The sequence below is a fragment of the Microbispora sp. CSR-4 genome, from assembly GCF_008033685.1.
Classification (GTDB): Bacteria; Actinomycetota; Actinomycetes; order Streptosporangiales; family Streptosporangiaceae; genus Microbispora.
This window is the reverse complement of record NZ_VJVX01000030.1, coordinates 23271-38126: the sequence shown is the minus strand read 5'-3', so window position 1 is coordinate 38126 and position 14856 is coordinate 23271. Positions and strand designations below refer to the sequence as shown.

Sequence of the window (14856 nt, the reverse complement as noted above, 5' to 3'; positions counted from 1 at the left end):
CGGGCGGGTTACCGTAGCGGGATGGCCACCCCGAGGATCGTGCTGTTCGGAGCCACCGGCTTCACCGGCAGGCTCACCGCCGAGGCGCTCGCCGCGCGCGGGGCCAGGCCGCTGCTGGCCGGCCGGGACCAGACGCGGCTCGCCGCCCTCGCCGACGCGCTGGGTGGGGGACTGCCCATCGCGATCGCCGACGTGGGCCGCCCCGAGTCCGTACGCAGGATCGTCAGCCCGGGTGACGTGCTGATCTCGACCGTCGGCCCGTTCGTCCGGTGGGGGGAGGCCGCGGTCGCCGCCGCGACCGAGGCGGGCGCGGTCTACCTCGACACCGCCGGAGAGCCCACGTTCGTCAAGCGGATCTTCCAGCGGTACGGCCCCGCCGCGGCGGCCCGGGGCGCGGCCCTGGTCACCGCCTTCGGGTACGACTACGTGCCCGGCAACCTCGCCGCGTCCCTGGCCCTGCGCAAGGCCGGATCGGGAGCCGTCCGCGTGGACGTCGGCTACTTCGTGGAGGGCAGCGGCACGGCGCGGCGTGCCAGCGCCGGCACGCGCGCCTCCGCGCTGGGAATGGTCCTCGAACCGATGTACGGCTTCCGCGAGGGCCGGATCGTCCCCGAGTATGGCCGCACCCGCAAGTTCCTGGTGGACGGCCGCGTGCGGCACGGCCTGGCCATCGGGGCCTCCGAGCACTTCACGCTGCCGCCCGCCCATCCCGGCCTGCGCGAGGTGAACGTCTATCTCGGCTGGCTGGGTGGGCTCACCAGGGTCGCGGGCGTGCTGGCCAAGGCCACGCCCGTCATCGCCGCGCTGCCGGGGGTCCGGCGGGCGACCGACGCGCTGGCCGATCGGGTGCTCCGTACGGGCGGGAGCGCGGCGCCTGCGGCGGTGGGCGTGTCGTCGCACATCGTGGCCGAGGCGTACGACGCGGCAGGCCGCCGCCTGGCCGCCGTCCATCTGGCGGGCGGCGATCCGTACGAGTTCACGGCCGGTGTGCTGGCGTGGGCGGCGACGACGGCGCTGGCCGAGGGGGTGCACGGCACCGGCGCCCTGGGCCCGGTGGACGCCTTCGGCCTCGACGCGCTCACCCGCGGCTGCGCCGAGGCGGGCATGGTTGTGCGGGAGTGACAGACGCCCGTACGGCGTCTTGTGCCATGGGCCGGATTTTTCGCGATTAGTCGTGAAATAAAACGGCGAACTCCGGCAAATTAACGGGATAGCGGAGTGTAAAAGCTGACGATGTAGGAGCGCCACTTCGCAAGAATGGGTGGAGCGGGGAGTTACTGAGCATTTACTCTCAGTTATATGAATGATGGCGTCCTGGTCGAGGCGTTGCAGGCCCGGGATCCGGGAGCGCTGGCCGCCCTTTATGACACATATGCGGGCAATCTCTACCGATATTGCCGCACCTTGCTGGCCGGGCCCGACGCCGCCCAGGTCGCGTTGCGCGACACGCTGATCGCCGCGGAGGCCCTTGTCGGCTCGCTGGCCGACCCGGACAGGTTCCGTCCCTGGCTGTACGCCCTGGCCCGCGGCGAGTGCATGCGCCGCCGTACGCCGGACGCGGAGGAGGACGGCCCCGACACCGGGCCGATCCCCATCGTGACCGTGCCCTTCCCCGGCGTCACCGCCGAGGGGGCCGAGGCCGACCTGCGCCTGGTCGCGAGCAGCGCCGTGGGCGCGCTGTCGGTCGAAGACCGGGAGGTGCTCGAACTCGTGACCCGGCACGGTCTGGCGGGCCGGGACCTGGCCGCCGTGCTCGGCGCCGGCGAGCGGTACGCCGAGGGGCTCCTCGACGCGGCCACCGAACGCCTGCGCGAGACGGTGACCGTCGAGCTGCTGGCCCGGCGTGCCACCCACGACTGCGCGCGGGCCTCCGCCATCCTCGCGGGGTTCACGGGAGAGCTCACCCCGCAGACGCGGGCCCAGCTCCTGCGGCATCTGGCGCGGTGCGAGACCTGCGCGCGCCAGCGCGTCCGGCAGATCTCCCCGGCCAAGGTGTTCGGCCTGCTCCCGCAGATCGCCCTGCCCGAGACCCTGCGGGTGCGGGTGCTCAGCAGCTTCATCGACCCCGAGCTCGTCCCCTATCGGCGGTACGTCGCCAAGCGCGTCGGCAGGCTCAACGCCGCGGGCTTCCCGAGAGCCGGCCGTCGCGAGGGCAGGCTGGCGCAGGCGGTGGCGGGGGCCGTGGCCGCACTGGCGGCGGTGGCGACGATCGCGCTCGTGTTCGCCCAGTTCGCCGGTGACCTGCGCGAGCAGGCCGCCGACACGATCGGCCCGCTCCGGCTTCCCCCGATGGAGGCGTCGGCCGGCCCGTCCGGTGCCGCCTCTCCCGAGGGGTCGCCGGGCGAGGCCGACGAGACCGGCGGGACCGGGGCCGACGGGACCGGGGCAGACGGGGCCGACGGGGGCTCGCCTGTGCCTTCGGTCTCCCCGGGTCTGGCCGAGCCGGTCGCGCCCGTACCTCCCGCGCGGCCGGTCGCCCTGCCGCGCCCGGCGCCGCTGCCCGCCCCTGTGCCGCCCTCGGCCAACCGGCCGCACCGGCCCGCGCCGCACGGGCAGCCGTCCGCGCATCCCGCGACGTCGTCCTCGCAGGGCTCGGGCGTCTCGCCGTCCGGCCCGACGCCCGAGCCCACCATCACGCCCGTCACCCCCGTCACCCGCGGCACTCCGGGCACCGGCCCGACCCCTGGCGGCTCGGGTTGGCCCGGTTCCGGTTGGCCGGGCTCTGGTGGGCACGGCCCCGGCGGACCCCGCCCGGGGTGGCCGCCCAGGGGCGGACCACCTCCCGCGCACTGGCCCGGACACCGCCCGCCCTGGCATGACCACCAGCATCATCCCCGTACGCCCATAAATTGGCCGCCGACGTCCGTGCCCTCCCGCAAGCTCTCCGCTCACCACCGCGGGCCCTCCTCCGTACCGCCGTGGCGGATCGGACACGGCGGCCGGCCAGTGGCGCACGCGGCCGGAGCCGGTGCGCAGGGCTTCCCGGCCGGAAGGCCACGGAACCCCGCGAGCGTGAAGGCACCGGCCGCCGCAGGTGGCGCGAAGACGCCAGGCGGCGGAAAAGCACCGGGTGGCGCGAAGACGCCGGGCGGCGGTAAGGCACAAGCCGCCGGAGGCGGCACAAAGACGCCGAGCGGCGGGAAGACGCCGCGCGTCAGGCAGGACGGCTCGCCGCGGTCCAAGCCCCGTGGCCCCGTCCGGGGCGGCTCGCACCGCGACGGTCCGGCTCCCGCTCGCCCCGGCCGGGACGGCGGCTCCCCGCCGGCTCTGCCCGGAGGCGCCCGGGACGGCGGCTCCGAACGCGCGACGGAGCGGCGTGACGCCTCCAGCATCCCAGGGACGGGAGGGCCCGGAGGACCCCGAAAGGCTTTCCCCGCCTAAACGGGACGATCTACCGCATAGGTTGATTACTGGGCGTAACTTAAATGTGTACGGAGAGTAGTCGCCGGGAAGTGAGGGGAGTGGAGCAGGGAAGGGGAAGGAATTGCCACTCCTCAGAGCATCGGGGCTGGTCGCCGGGCTCGGGTCAAGTCTCGTCCTGACCTTCGGAGCACCGGCGGGAGCCGATCCGAAACCGTCGGCGAAGGACGTCGCCAAGGCGCGGCAGCAGGTGCAGGAGCGCGCGAAGGAACTGGGCAAGGCAGAGGCCGATCTCGCCGCCGCGCAGGCCCGCCGTGAGGCGCTGAACACCGAGGCCGAGCGGCTCGTGGAGGCGTACAACGGGCAGCTCGTCCAGCTTGAGCAGGCGCAGGCCACATACGAGCAGTCGGCGCGGCGGGTCCGCCAGGCGGCCGACCAGGTCGCGCGGCTGCGCGGAGAGGTGGCGGCGAGGGTGGCCGAGGGGTACGGCACGCTGCGGCTGTCACCATCCGCCGCGGCCATGCTCGGCGGCATCGGCGACGTGAACGGCTTCCTGCGAAGAGCCAGCGTGCTGACGCAGCTCGGCGACGAGCAGGCCGCTTCGCTGCAACGGCTGAAAGACGCGCAACAGGTCTTCGAGATCCTCCGAGAACAGGCGGCCCGTGCCTACTCCGAGCAGTCGCAGAGCGCCGAAGAGGTGCGACAGGCGAGGGACGCGGCACAGCGGGCCGTCGAAGAACAGCTCGAACAGACCAAGAAGATCGAGCAGGAGAAAGCGGAGATCTCCAAGCGCCTGGAAGCCGCGCGCGACCGCGTCGACGAGCTGAAAGAGGCGAGGGCCAAGGCCCGGCACGTGGCGCGGCGGACGGCGCTCCCCGCACGCAGAAGTCTGAAACCGCCGGCCTGGGCCGGGCGGCTCGGGTCGGGACCCGGCGAGATGGCCGCCCAATGGGCGCTCAAACAGATCGGCAAGCCGTATGTGTGGGCCGCCGCAGGCCCGTCCGGGTTCGACTGCTCGGGGCTGACGATGCGGGCCTGGCAGCGGGCCGGGGTCTCACTCGATCACTGGACCGGCACGCAGTGGACGTCGGGACGGCACGTCCCGCTCAAGGATCTGCGCACCGGAGACCTCATCTTCTACGGCCGGTTGAGCAAGAATCCCGGCGACATCCATCATGTGGGCATCTACATCGGGCGCGGCATGATGGTCCACGCCCCCCAGACGGGGGACGTGGTGCGCATCTCGCCCATCTGGCGCCACGATCTGGTCGGCGCCACCAGGCCCGGCTGACCTAGTGCTCCTCGTCGTGGTGCTCGGTCTCCTGGAAGCGCTGGATGCTGGCGACGATCTCGGCCTCGGCCTCGGTGCGGCCCACCCAGTTGGCGCCCTCGACCGACTTGCCGGGCTCCAGGTCCTTGTAGACCTCGAAGAAGTGCTGGATCTCCAGCCGGTCGAACTCCGCGACGTGGTGGATGTCACGGATGTGCTCCATCCGGGGATCGGTCGCGGGAACGCACAGGACCTTGTCGTCGCCGCCCTTCTCATCGGTCATCCGGAACATTCCGACAGCGCGGCAGCGGATCAGGCAACCCGGGAAAGTCGGCTCCTGGAGCAGGACCAGCGCGTCGAGCGGGTCTCCGTCCTCACCGAGGGTGTTCTCGATGAACCCGTAGTCGGCGGGGTACTGGGTAGACGTGAAAAGCAGGCGGTCCAGACGTATGCGGCCGGTCTTGTGGTCAACCTCGTACTTGTTCCGTTGTCCCTTGGGGATCTCAACGACAACGTCGAACTCCACTCGTTCCTCCGCATGAGTCCCCGGTCTCCCGGGCTGGCGTTAATGTCTCGTAGGCGTGGTCAAGGTCGGCGCGAAATGAGGGCGTTGTGGTGCGACGTGAGCGGTGGATGGTGGTGGCCACCCTCGCCCTGCTGCAGATCTTCGTCGTCCTCGCGGGCACTTATTGGATCACCCATGACGCCGACAGGACCCCGGCTCCGGTCGCGTCCCCGAAGCCGACCCCGATCCCCCTGGTGACCGCGGGTCCGGTTCTGGCCGCGGCGGGGGACGGGGCTCTCCCCGCCAAGGGTACTTTGACCACCCGGCTCACCGCTGCGATGGGTGACCCCGCCCTCGGCGGCAGCGTGGCCGGGATCGTGCTCGACGTCGCGACGGGAACGCCGATCTTCGACGGCCGCTCGGGCACCGCCATCACCCCGGCCTCGACCACCAAGCTCGTCACCGGGCTGACGGTGCTGGCCACGGTGGGACCGGACGCCCGCCTGGCCACCCGGGTCGTACGGGGGGCCTCCGCGGGGTCGATCGTCCTGGTCGGCGGCGGCGACCCGACCCTCGCCGGTCCGCGTACGAGCGCCGCCGAGCAGGAGAAGACCTACCCGCGCCCGGCGTCGCTCGCCCGGCTGGCGTCGAGCACGGCCAAGGCCCTCAAGGCGGCCAAGGTCACCTCGGTTGACCTGTCGTACGACGCGTCCCTGTTCAACGGGCCGCGGACGGCGCCGGGCTGGAAGCCGACGTACATCCCGGAGGGCAGCGTCGCCCCGGTGTCCGCGCTCATGATGGACGAGGGCCGGGCCGCCAACGGCGCCCGCTATCCGGACCCGGCCCAGGCCACCGCCGACGCGTTCGCCACGCTGCTCAGGAAGAACGGCATCAAGGTGGGCAAGGATGTCGACTCCGCGAAGGCGGCGCCCACCGCGCAGGAGCTGGCCCGGGTGGAGTCCGGCCCGATCTACGCGCTCGTCGAGCGGATGCTCACCCACAGCGACAACGACCTCGCCGAGGCGCTCGCCCGTCAGGCCGCCATCAAGGAGGGCCTCCCGCACACCTTCCAGGGCGTGCCCACGGCGGTCGGGCGCGTGCTCACCCGCCTCGGCGTGGGCGGCGGTGTGGAGGTCCACGACGGCAGCGGGCTGTCCACCAGGAACAGGATCACGCCGACGGCCCTCGCCCACATCCTGTCCGTGGCGGCGTCCCCCGCCCATCCGGAGCTGCATTCGCTGATCAGCGGCCTGCCGGTCGCGCATTTCACCGGAACTCTCCACGATCGATATTCGAAGTCCGATACGAAGGCCGGCGCCGGATTGGTGCGCGCGAAGACGGGCACTTTGAACGGGGTGAACACCCTGGCGGGCATCGCGTACACATCAGAGGGCCGGTTGCTGACCTTCGCGTTCATGGCCGACCAAGTGGCCAACCCCCCGGAGGCGATCACCGCCCTCGACAAAATGGCCACGATCGTCTCCCAGAGCTAGCAACTGTGTTGGATTGCACTCGCTCCGCTCGCGCGGTTCGGGGCGCTTCCAGGCCGTGGGGTCGTGCCGGAGGCGCGCAGTGGGCGCTTCCCTCGGTGCGTGCTCGCTCGTTCCTCACTGCGCGCGCTCCTCAGTCCAGAACACGGCCGCGCCCCTCACGCGCCTGCATGCGCGGTGAGAAGTCGGAGAACGTACGGTGGTGGGTATGCAGGTGATCGACTGGGATCTGGCCGTCGCGACCGGGGTCCGCCTTGTGCGGCCCGGCCCTCAGGTGAGCCGCGAGGAGGCCAGGCAGGCGGTCCTCGAACTGCGGAGGCTGTCGCGGGACGCCGAGGGGCACGTGCGGGAGTTCACCCGCATCGACTCGGCGACGCCCGAGGCGGCGACCGTGGTCGACCGTCCCGGGTGGATCCGTGCGAACGTGGACGGTTTCCGGGTGGTGCTGGAGCCGCTGACGCAGAAGATGTCGAACATGCCGGCGGTCGTCGGCGCGGTCGGCTCGCGCATCACCGGGCTGGAGGTCGGCGCGGTGCTGGCCTTCCTCGCCTCCCGGGTGCTCGGGCAGTATGAGCTGTTCCTCCCGCCCGACCCCTCGGGCAACGCCCCGACCGGCCGCCTGACGCTGGTGGCGCCCAACATCGTGCACGCCGAGCGCGAGCTGGGCGTCGATCCCCGTGACTTCCGCCTGTGGGTGTGCCTCCATGAGGAGACCCACCGGGTGCAGTTCACCGGCGTCCCCTGGCTGCGGGAGTACGTCCGCGGTCAGATGACCGAGTTCCTCCTCGCGTCCGAGATGGACCTGACGACCCTGCTGGAGCGCCTGCGCGCCGCCTCCGACGCGGTCGCCGACGCCTTCCGGGGTGGTGAGGGCAACCTGATCGAGGCCATCCAGACGCCCGAGCAGAAGGCCGTGCTCGACCGTGTGACCGCCGTGATGACGCTGGTGGAGGGGCACGGCGACTACGTCATGGACGCGGTGGGCCCGTCCGTCGTGCCGTCGGTCGCCGAGATCCGCGCCAAGTTCCAGCGCCGCCGCGAGGGCGGCTCGCGCTTCGACCAGCTCGTACGCCGTCTGCTCGGCATCGAGCTGAAGATGAAGCAGTATGCCGAGGGCTCCCACTTCGTCCGCACCGTCGTGGACGAGGCCGGCATGGAGTCGTTCAACAAGGTCTGGACCTCGCCGGAGACCCTGCCCGACCGCGAGGAGATCACCGACCCGCACGCCTGGATGTCCCGCGTCCTGACCACCGCCTGAGGCGGATCAACCCGGCGCGCGCCCGGGGCGGCCCGGCCCGGCCCGGCCTGACCATCGCCTGATCGCGCCTGCCCGGCCCCACCTGACCACCGCCTGGGGCCGGATTCACCCGGCGCGCGCCCGGGGCGGACCCACCCGGCTCCGCCTGACCATCGCCTGATCGCGCCCGCTCATCCGTTCCCGCCGGACGGGCGTTTCCCCATGCCCGCCCGGGGCGGCCAGAATGGCCGCATGGGCCCGCATCCCGCCGTCGCCGACGTCCGCCGCGCCGTACGGCTGTCGCTCGCGGATCTCGCCGCCTCCCGGGAGTCGCGGAAGTCGCGGGAGCCGTCCGGTGCGCTCGTCCTGGTGGCCTGCAGCGGCGGCGCCGACTCGCTGGCGCTGGCGGCGGCCGCCGGCTTCGCGGCCCCGCGCCTCGGCCTGCGCGCCGGGCTGCTCACCGTCGACCACGGCCTGCAGGAGGGCTCGGCCGGCCGGGCCCGTGACGTCGTACGGCTCGCGCCCACGCTCGGCCTCGGCCCGGCCGAGGTGCTGACCGTCACGGTCGGCACGGCAGGAGGCCCGGAGGCCGCGGCGCGCGACGCCCGCTATGCCGCGCTGTCCGAGGCGGCCGACCGGCTGGGCGCCGCCGCGGTCCTGCTCGGCCACACGCGCGACGACCAGGCGGAGACCGTGCTGCTGCGGCTGGCCCGCGGCAGCGGCACGCGGTCGCTGTCCGGCATGGCGGAGGTCTCGGGGATCTACCGGCGGCCCCTGCTGGGGCTCGGCCGGGCGCGCACCAGGCAGGCGTGCGACGCGCTCGGCCTGCGCCCGTGGGACGACCCTCACAACGACGATCCGGCGTACACCAGGGTGCGGGTGCGGCACGACGCCCTCCCGGCGCTGGAGGCGGCGCTGGGGCCGGGGATCGCCGAGGCGCTGGCCCGTACGGCCCGGCTGTGCAGGGACGACGCCGACGCCCTGGACGCGTGGGCGGACGCCGTCCACACGAAGTCGCGGGGCCCGGCGGGGGAGCTGGACGTCTCCGTGCTGGCGGACGTGCCGGGGGCGGTGCGGCGGCGGGTCATCCAGCGGGCGGCCGTGGAGGCCGGTGCGAACGCCGCCGCGCTCGCGGCCGTGCACATCGAGGCGGTCGAGCGGCTGGTGACCGGCTGGCACGGGCAGAAGGGGGTGGACCTACCCGGGGGGGTGGGGGTGGTCAGGCGCTATGGCACCCTTGTGTTCGCCGTGGACAAACTCTCGCTCGCGTAAGGAAAACCCCAGGTGGACGCAGCAGACATGGGCAGGGATCTCTCCAAAGTCCTCATCTCGGAGCAGGAGCTGCAGGAGAAGATCAGGGAACTGGCGGGGCAGATCGACGCCGACTACGCCGGCAATGAACTGTTGATCGTCGGCGTGCTCAAGGGCGCGGTCATGGTCATGGCCGATCTCGCCCGCGCGCTGCACGTGCCCGTGCAGATGGACTGGATGGCCGTTTCCTCGTACGGCGCGGGGACCGTGTCGTCCGGTGTTGTGCGGGTGCTGAAGGACCTCGACACCGACATCGCCGGCCGGCACGTGCTCGTGGTCGAGGACATCATCGATTCCGGCTTGACTCTCTCGTGGTTGATGAACAACCTGAAGTCGCGTAACCCGGCGTCCGTGGAGATCTGCACGCTGCTGCGCAAGCCGGACGCGGTGAAGGTCGAGTTGGACGTCCGTTACGTCGGTTTTGACATCCCCAACGAGTTCGTCATCGGGTATGGGCTCGATTACGCCGAGCGGTATCGCAACCTGCCGTTCATCGGGACTCTTGCGCCTCATGTGTACGGAGGGGAGTAAGCCCTTAGCGAAGTGACCCTCGAATCAGGCGTTATTGGGCGCCAGGTCGGGGAACACGGGCTTGGCTGACGTACGTTGGAAAGGCAAAGCCGGAGCCGCTCGGGCAGTTACCCGACGCGGCTGCCGGGTGTACCTTCGGATATCCGTGGGAGGGGCCGGTCGGCCGCCCCGCGGTAGCCAGAAGGAGCGGTAAGGGATGCCGCGACCCCGGGGTTTCCCGGGGCAGGCCTTGGTCAGGAAGGGACGGGCCCGCCGGGGTTCCGCAACGGATGGATCTCAAGCGATTTACACGTGGCCCACTGCTGTGGATCCTGGGCATCGTATTGCTTCTCCTGCTCGTCACCACGATGTTCGGGGGCGGCGGCAACTACACCACCGCCGACACTTCGACGGTCGTCCAGCAGATCCAGCAGGGCAATGTCAAGAGCGCGACCGTGGTCGACAAGGACCAGCGCGTCGAGCTGACGCTCAACCGGCCCATCGAGGTCGGGAACAAGTCGACCGACCGCATCCAGGCGCTGTGGGTCGAGGGTCAGGGCGTCCAGCTCACGCAGGCGCTCGAGCAGGCCAAGCCCCCCCAGGGCTGGACCGTCGACGTGGCGAAGGAGAACTTCCTCGTCAGCCTGCTCGTCAGCTTCCTGCCGATCATCATCATCGTCCTGATCTTCCTGTTCATCATGAACCAGATGCAGGGCGGCGGCTCCCGGGTGATGAACTTCGGGAAGTCGCGAGCGAAGCTGATCACCAAGGACACCCCGAAGACGACCTTCGCCGACGTCGCGGGGGCCGACGAGGCCATCGAGGAGCTCCAGGAGATCAAGGAGTTCCTCCAGGCCCCGGCCAAGTTCCAGGCGATCGGCGCCAAGATCCCCAAGGGCGTGCTGCTGTACGGCCCGCCCGGCACGGGCAAGACCCTGCTCGCCCGCGCCGTCGCGGGTGAGGCGGGCGTGCCGTTCTACTCGATCTCCGGTTCCGACTTCGTCGAGATGTTCGTCGGCGTCGGCGCCTCCCGCGTCCGCGACCTGTTCGAGCAGGCCAAGGCGAACGCCCCGGCGATCATCTTCATCGACGAGATCGACGCCGTCGGCCGGCACCGCGGCGCGGGTCTCGGCGGCGGCCACGACGAGCGCGAGCAGACCCTCAACCAGCTCCTCGTCGAGATGGACGGCTTCGACGTCAAGGGCGGCGTGATCCTCATCGCCGCGACCAACCGCCCCGACATCCTCGACCCCGCGCTGCTGCGCCCCGGCCGCTTCGACCGGCAGGTCGTCATCGACCGGCCCGACCTGGAGGGCCGCAAGGGCATCCTGCGCGTCCACGGCCGCGGCAAGCCGTTCGCGCAGGACGTCGACCTCGACGTGATCGCCCGCAGGACGCCCGGCTTCACCGGCGCCGACCTCGCGAACGTGATCAACGAGGCGGCCCTGCTGACCGCCCGGCAGGACCAGAAGCTCATCACGATGAACACGCTCGAAGAGTCGATCGACCGCGTGATGGCCGGTCCCGAGCGCAAGTCCCGGGTCATGTCGGACCAGGAGAAGAAGATCATCGCCTACCACGAGGGCGGCCACGCCCTGGTGGCCCACGCGCTGCCCAACTCCGACCCGGTCCACAAGATCACGATCCTGTCCCGAGGCCGCGCGCTCGGTTACACGATGACGCTGCCGATGGAGGACAAGTTCCTCGCGACCCGGTCCGAGATGATGGACCAGCTCGCCATGCTGCTCGGCGGCCGCACCGCGGAGGAGCTCGTCTTCCACGAGCCCACCACCGGCGCGTCCAACGACATCGAGAAGGCGACCTCGATCGCCCGCCGCATGGTCACCGAATACGGCATGAGCGAGCGGCTCGGCGCCCGCAAGTTCGGCAGCGGCAACGGTGAGGTCTTCCTCGGCCGTGAGATGGGCCACGAGCGCGACTACTCCGAGCAGATCGCCTCGGCGATCGACGAGGAGGTCCGCCGCCTCATCGAGAGCGCGCACGACCAGGCGTGGGAGATCCTGGTCCAATACCGCGACGTGCTCGACAACCTCGTGCTCGAACTGATGGAGAAGGAGACGCTCTCCCGCGAGCAGGTCCTCGAGATCTTCTCGCCGGTCGTGCAGAAGGAGAAGCGTCCCTCGTACGCCGGCTACGGCAAGCGTCTGCCGTCCGACCGTCCTCCGGTCATCACGCCCAAGGAGCGCGCGAACGGCAACGGCTCGGCGCTGCCCGCGGGCGGGAGCAGCTCCACTCCGTGGGTCAACGACCAGTCGACGCAGCGGGACGAGGCCTGATCCATGGCCGAACCCATGGCGGGGCCGCCCTCCGGCTTCGACCACGACCGGATCGAGAAGGCGGTCCGGGAGATCCTGTTCGCGATCGGGGAGGACCCCGATCGCGACGGGCTCCGGGACACCCCGGCCCGCGTGGCCCGCGCGTTCGCCGAGCAGTTCGCCGGCCTGGGCCAGCGGCCCGAAGACGCGCTGACCACGATGTTCGACGCGGACCACGACGAGATGGTGCTCGTCAAGGACATCGAGGTGATGTCCACCTGCGAGCACCATCTGCTCCCGTTCCACGGCGTGGCCCACATCGGCTACACCCCCAACGAGAAGGGGCGCATCACCGGCCTGTCCAAGCTGGCCAGGCTGGTGGACGTCTACGCCCGCAGGCCGCAGGTGCAGGAGCGGATGACCTCCCAGATCGCCGACGGCCTGATGCAGGTGCTCGAGCCGCGCGGTGTGATCGTCGTCATCGAGGCCGAGCACATGTGCATGACCATGCGCGGCGTGCGCAAGCCCGGCGCCAAGACGATCACGTCGGCCGTCCGGGGTGACTTCCGTTCCAGCGAGGCGACCAGGGCCGAGGCCATGTCGCTGATCCTGCGCGGCTGAGCGCGGACGACGGCCGATTGGGACACCGCTCCTGCCCGGCAGGCAACGAGTCCCGGGGCACTAGTCTTGACCCCATGACCGCAGCAAGTGTGCCCGGTATGCCCGACTCTGGGCGCTGTCTGGTCATGGGCGTGGTCAATGTCACCCCCGACTCGTTCTCGGACGGCGGGCAGTGGTTCGACCCCGACGTGGCGATCAGGCACGGCCTCGACCTGGTGGCCGAGGGCGCCGACATCGTCGACGTGGGCGGGGAGTCCACCCGCCCGGGCGCGGCGCGGGTGTCCCTCGAAGAGGAGCTGCGCCGCGTCGAGCCGGTGATCCGCGCGCTCACCGAGGAGGGCGTGACGGTCAGCGTCGACACCATGCGCGCGGAGGTGGCCGAGGCGGCCGTCGCGGCGGGGGCGAAGCTCGTCAACGACGTGAGCGGCGGGCTGGCCGACCCGGTGATGCCCCGGGTGGTGGCCGCGACCGGCGTGCCGTACGTCGTGATGCACTGGCGTGGGCACAGCCGCGACATGGACAGCCGGGCCATCTACGGCGACGTCGTGACTGAGGTGGCGGAGGAGCTGCGCAAGCGGGTCGACTCCGTGCTGGCCGAGGGCGTGCGGGAGGAGCAGATCGTGCTCGACCCCGGCCTCGGGTTCTCCAAGAACGCCGAGCACAACTGGGTGCTGCTGGCCGGCATCGGCGAGCTGAACGGCCTCGGCCGCCCGTTGCTGATCGGGGCGTCGAGGAAGCGCTTCCTCGGCCGCCTGCTGGCGGGGCCGGACGGCGAGCCCCGGCCGTTCGACGGCAGCGACGACGCCACACTCGCCGTCACCGCGCTCGCGGCGCAGGCCGGCGCGTGGTGCGTCCGGGTGCACCGGGTGCGGCCGAACGCCGACGCGGTGCGGGTGGCCGCCGCGTGGGGGGCAGCAGCCGTACGACATGCCGACGAGGGCCGGTGACGAGATGCCGACAGGGACGCCGATGAAGGACATCGAGGAGCTCAACGAGGCGTTCTACAACGCCATCGAGAGCGGCGACCTCGACAGGATGTCGGAGATCTGGATCGAGGACGTCCCGGGGCGACCTGCCATGTGCGTCCACCCCGGCTGGCCCATGCTGACCGGGCGGTCGGAGGTGCTGCGCTCCTGGGCGCTCATCATGGCGAACACGCCGTACATCCAGTTCGTGCTGACCGACGTGCAGACGGCCGTGATCGGGGACGTCGCCGTGATCACCTGCGCGGAGAACATCCTCACGGCCGCCGACACCGACGAGCCGGGCTTCGCGGCGGGCCGGGTCGTCGCCTCCAGCACCTATGTGCGCACCGGGACCGGCTGGCGGCTGTGGCTCTACCACGGCTCACCGGTGCTGCAGAGCGACGACGACGAGGAGGACCAGGAGCAGTGACGGCGCGGGCGGCGACCGGTCGGGACACCGTGCGGCTGGTGGGCCTGCGGGCCCGCGGCAGGCACGGCTGCCTGCCCGCGGAGCGCGAGCTGGGCCAGGAGTTCGTGATCGACGTGGCCCTGTCGTTCGACACCGCTCCGGCGGCGGCGGCCGACGACCTCACGCTCACCGTGGACTACGGGGCGCTGGCGACGGAGCTCGTCCGCATCGTGGAGGGCGAGCCGGTCAACCTCATCGAAACCCTCGCAGAGCGGCTGGCGGCGGCCTGCCTGGCCCACGAACTGGTCGAGGAGGTAGAGGTCAGCGTGCACAAACCGGCGGCGCCCATCCCGCTGCCGTTCGGCGACGTGGTGGTGACGATCAGAAGGGGCCGCGCATGAGGGTCGTGATCGCGCTCGGCAGCAACCTCGGCCGCCGTATGGAAAACCTCCAGGGAGCCGTCGACTCGCTGTTCGACGCCCCCGGGCTCACGTGCGTGGCGGTGTCGCCGGTCTACGAGACCGATCCGGTCGGCGGCCCCGAGCAGGGTCCCTACCTCAACGCGGTCGTCGTCGCCGAGAGCCTGCTCGACCCCCGTACGCTGCTCGACCGCGCGCACAGCGTGGAGAACGCGTTCGGCCGCGAGCGCAGGGAGCGGTGGGGCCCGCGCACGCTCGACGTGGACCTCATCACGGTCGGCGACCTCACGTCGGACGACCCCGAGCTCACGCTCCCGCACCCTCGGGCGCACGAGCGGGCGTTCGTGCTGGTTCCGTGGGCACAGGCCGATCCGGCGGCGGTGCTGCCCGGACGCGGGCCGGTGGCGAACCTGCTGGCCGGCACGGACCAGAGCGGGGTGCGGCCGCGGCCCGACCTCGTGCTCGAACCCCCGGCCTGAGACG

At 71.5% G+C, this 14856-nt stretch carries 14 protein-coding genes; 13 read left to right on the top strand and 1 reads right to left on the bottom strand.

What is annotated here, in order from left to right; translation table 11 throughout:
- Positions 1–21: 21 nt before the first annotated feature.
- The 3 genes from FLV34_RS22100 (at position 22) to FLV34_RS22090 (ending at position 4651) form a co-directional block, all read left to right on the top strand.
- Positions 22–1122, top strand: coding sequence for a saccharopine dehydrogenase NADP-binding domain-containing protein (locus FLV34_RS22100; RefSeq protein ID WP_142651428.1), 1101 nt, complete (start codon positions 22–24; stop codon positions 1120–1122).
- A 177-nt stretch (positions 1123–1299) separates the two neighbouring features.
- Positions 1300–3381, top strand: a complete 2082-nt coding sequence (locus FLV34_RS22095) for a hypothetical protein (protein ID WP_147943945.1) — start codon at positions 1300–1302, stop codon at positions 3379–3381.
- 103 nt (positions 3382–3484) lie between these two features.
- Positions 3485–4651, top strand: a complete 1167-nt coding sequence (locus FLV34_RS22090; RefSeq protein WP_142651426.1) for a C40 family peptidase — start codon at positions 3485–3487, stop codon at positions 4649–4651.
- Between the two features lies 1 nt (position 4652).
- Here FLV34_RS22090 and FLV34_RS22085 read toward each other — a convergent pair whose 3' ends face one another.
- The gene (locus FLV34_RS22085; RefSeq protein ID WP_142651425.1) at positions 4653–5156 is read right to left on the bottom strand and encodes an inorganic diphosphatase; all 504 of its coding nucleotides are present in this window, start codon (positions 5154–5156) and stop codon (positions 4653–4655) included.
- A gap of 86 nt (positions 5157–5242) precedes the next feature.
- Between FLV34_RS22085 and dacB the strand changes: the two genes are divergently transcribed.
- The 10 genes from dacB (at position 5243) to folK (ending at position 14852) form a co-directional block, all read left to right on the top strand.
- Positions 5243–6628 carry a D-alanyl-D-alanine carboxypeptidase/D-alanyl-D-alanine-endopeptidase gene (gene dacB, locus FLV34_RS22080; protein WP_260617505.1) on the top strand — a complete coding sequence of 462 codons (1386 nt, stop codon included), beginning with the start codon at positions 5243–5245 and terminating at the stop codon, positions 6626–6628.
- Between the two features lie 205 nt (positions 6629–6833).
- Positions 6834–7883, top strand: a complete 1050-nt coding sequence (locus FLV34_RS22075; RefSeq protein WP_185949083.1) for a zinc-dependent metalloprotease — start codon at positions 6834–6836, stop codon at positions 7881–7883.
- Between the two features lie 231 nt (positions 7884–8114).
- Positions 8115–9134: a tRNA lysidine(34) synthetase TilS gene (gene tilS / locus FLV34_RS22070; protein ID WP_142651424.1), complete on the top strand. Its 1020-nt coding sequence runs from the start codon at positions 8115–8117 to the stop codon at positions 9132–9134.
- 12 nt (positions 9135–9146) lie between these two features.
- Positions 9147–9704: a hypoxanthine phosphoribosyltransferase gene (gene hpt / locus FLV34_RS22065; protein WP_221890016.1), complete on the top strand. Its 558-nt coding sequence runs from the start codon at positions 9147–9149 to the stop codon at positions 9702–9704.
- A 269-nt stretch (positions 9705–9973) separates the two neighbouring features.
- Positions 9974–11980, top strand: a complete 2007-nt coding sequence (gene ftsH, locus FLV34_RS22060; RefSeq protein ID WP_142651423.1) for an ATP-dependent zinc metalloprotease FtsH — start codon at positions 9974–9976, stop codon at positions 11978–11980.
- A gap of 3 nt (positions 11981–11983) precedes the next feature.
- On the top strand, positions 11984–12580 hold the full coding sequence (gene folE, locus FLV34_RS22055) for a GTP cyclohydrolase I FolE (protein WP_142651422.1): 597 nt from the start codon (positions 11984–11986) through the stop codon (positions 12578–12580).
- Positions 12581–12654: 74 nt separating this feature from the next.
- Entirely contained in the window at positions 12655–13527 is an 873-nt protein-coding gene (folP, locus tag FLV34_RS22050; RefSeq protein ID WP_147943944.1) for a dihydropteroate synthase, read from the top strand.
- Entirely contained in the window at positions 13508–13975 is a 468-nt protein-coding gene (locus tag FLV34_RS22045; protein WP_240972074.1) for a nuclear transport factor 2 family protein, read from the top strand. Before folP ends, FLV34_RS22045 begins: the two co-directional genes overlap by 20 nt.
- Complete coding sequence (folB, locus tag FLV34_RS22040) at positions 13972–14355, top strand: dihydroneopterin aldolase (RefSeq protein ID WP_142651420.1); 384 nt, start codon at positions 13972–13974, stop codon at positions 14353–14355. The genes FLV34_RS22045 and folB overlap by 4 nt, the downstream gene beginning before the upstream one ends.
- Positions 14352–14852, top strand: coding sequence for a 2-amino-4-hydroxy-6-hydroxymethyldihydropteridine diphosphokinase (gene folK, locus FLV34_RS22035; protein WP_142651419.1), 501 nt, complete (start codon positions 14352–14354; stop codon positions 14850–14852). Before folB ends, folK begins: the two co-directional genes overlap by 4 nt.
- Positions 14853–14856 lie beyond the last annotated feature (4 nt).

Bases quoted from the DNA above. Each gene is read 5' to 3' on its own strand.
- FLV34_RS22075 (WP_185949083.1), top strand. From the start codon at position 6,834: ATGCAGGTGATCGACTGGGATCTGGCCGTCGCGACCGGGGTCCGCCTT.
- FLV34_RS22045 (WP_240972074.1), top strand. From the start codon at position 13,508: ATGCCGACGAGGGCCGGTGACGAGATGCCGACAGGGACGCCGATGAAG.
- folE (WP_142651422.1), top strand. From the start codon at position 11,984: ATGGCCGAACCCATGGCGGGGCCGCCCTCCGGCTTCGACCACGACCGG.
- folK (WP_142651419.1), top strand. From the start codon at position 14,352: ATGAGGGTCGTGATCGCGCTCGGCAGCAACCTCGGCCGCCGTATGGAA.
- folP (WP_147943944.1), top strand. From the start codon at position 12,655: ATGACCGCAGCAAGTGTGCCCGGTATGCCCGACTCTGGGCGCTGTCTG.
- tilS (WP_142651424.1), top strand. From the start codon at position 8,115: ATGGGCCCGCATCCCGCCGTCGCCGACGTCCGCCGCGCCGTACGGCTG.
- FLV34_RS22100 (WP_142651428.1), top strand. From the start codon at position 22: ATGGCCACCCCGAGGATCGTGCTGTTCGGAGCCACCGGCTTCACCGGC.
- FLV34_RS22095 (WP_147943945.1), top strand. From the start codon at position 1,300: ATGAATGATGGCGTCCTGGTCGAGGCGTTGCAGGCCCGGGATCCGGGA.
- ftsH (WP_142651423.1), top strand. From the start codon at position 9,974: ATGGATCTCAAGCGATTTACACGTGGCCCACTGCTGTGGATCCTGGGC.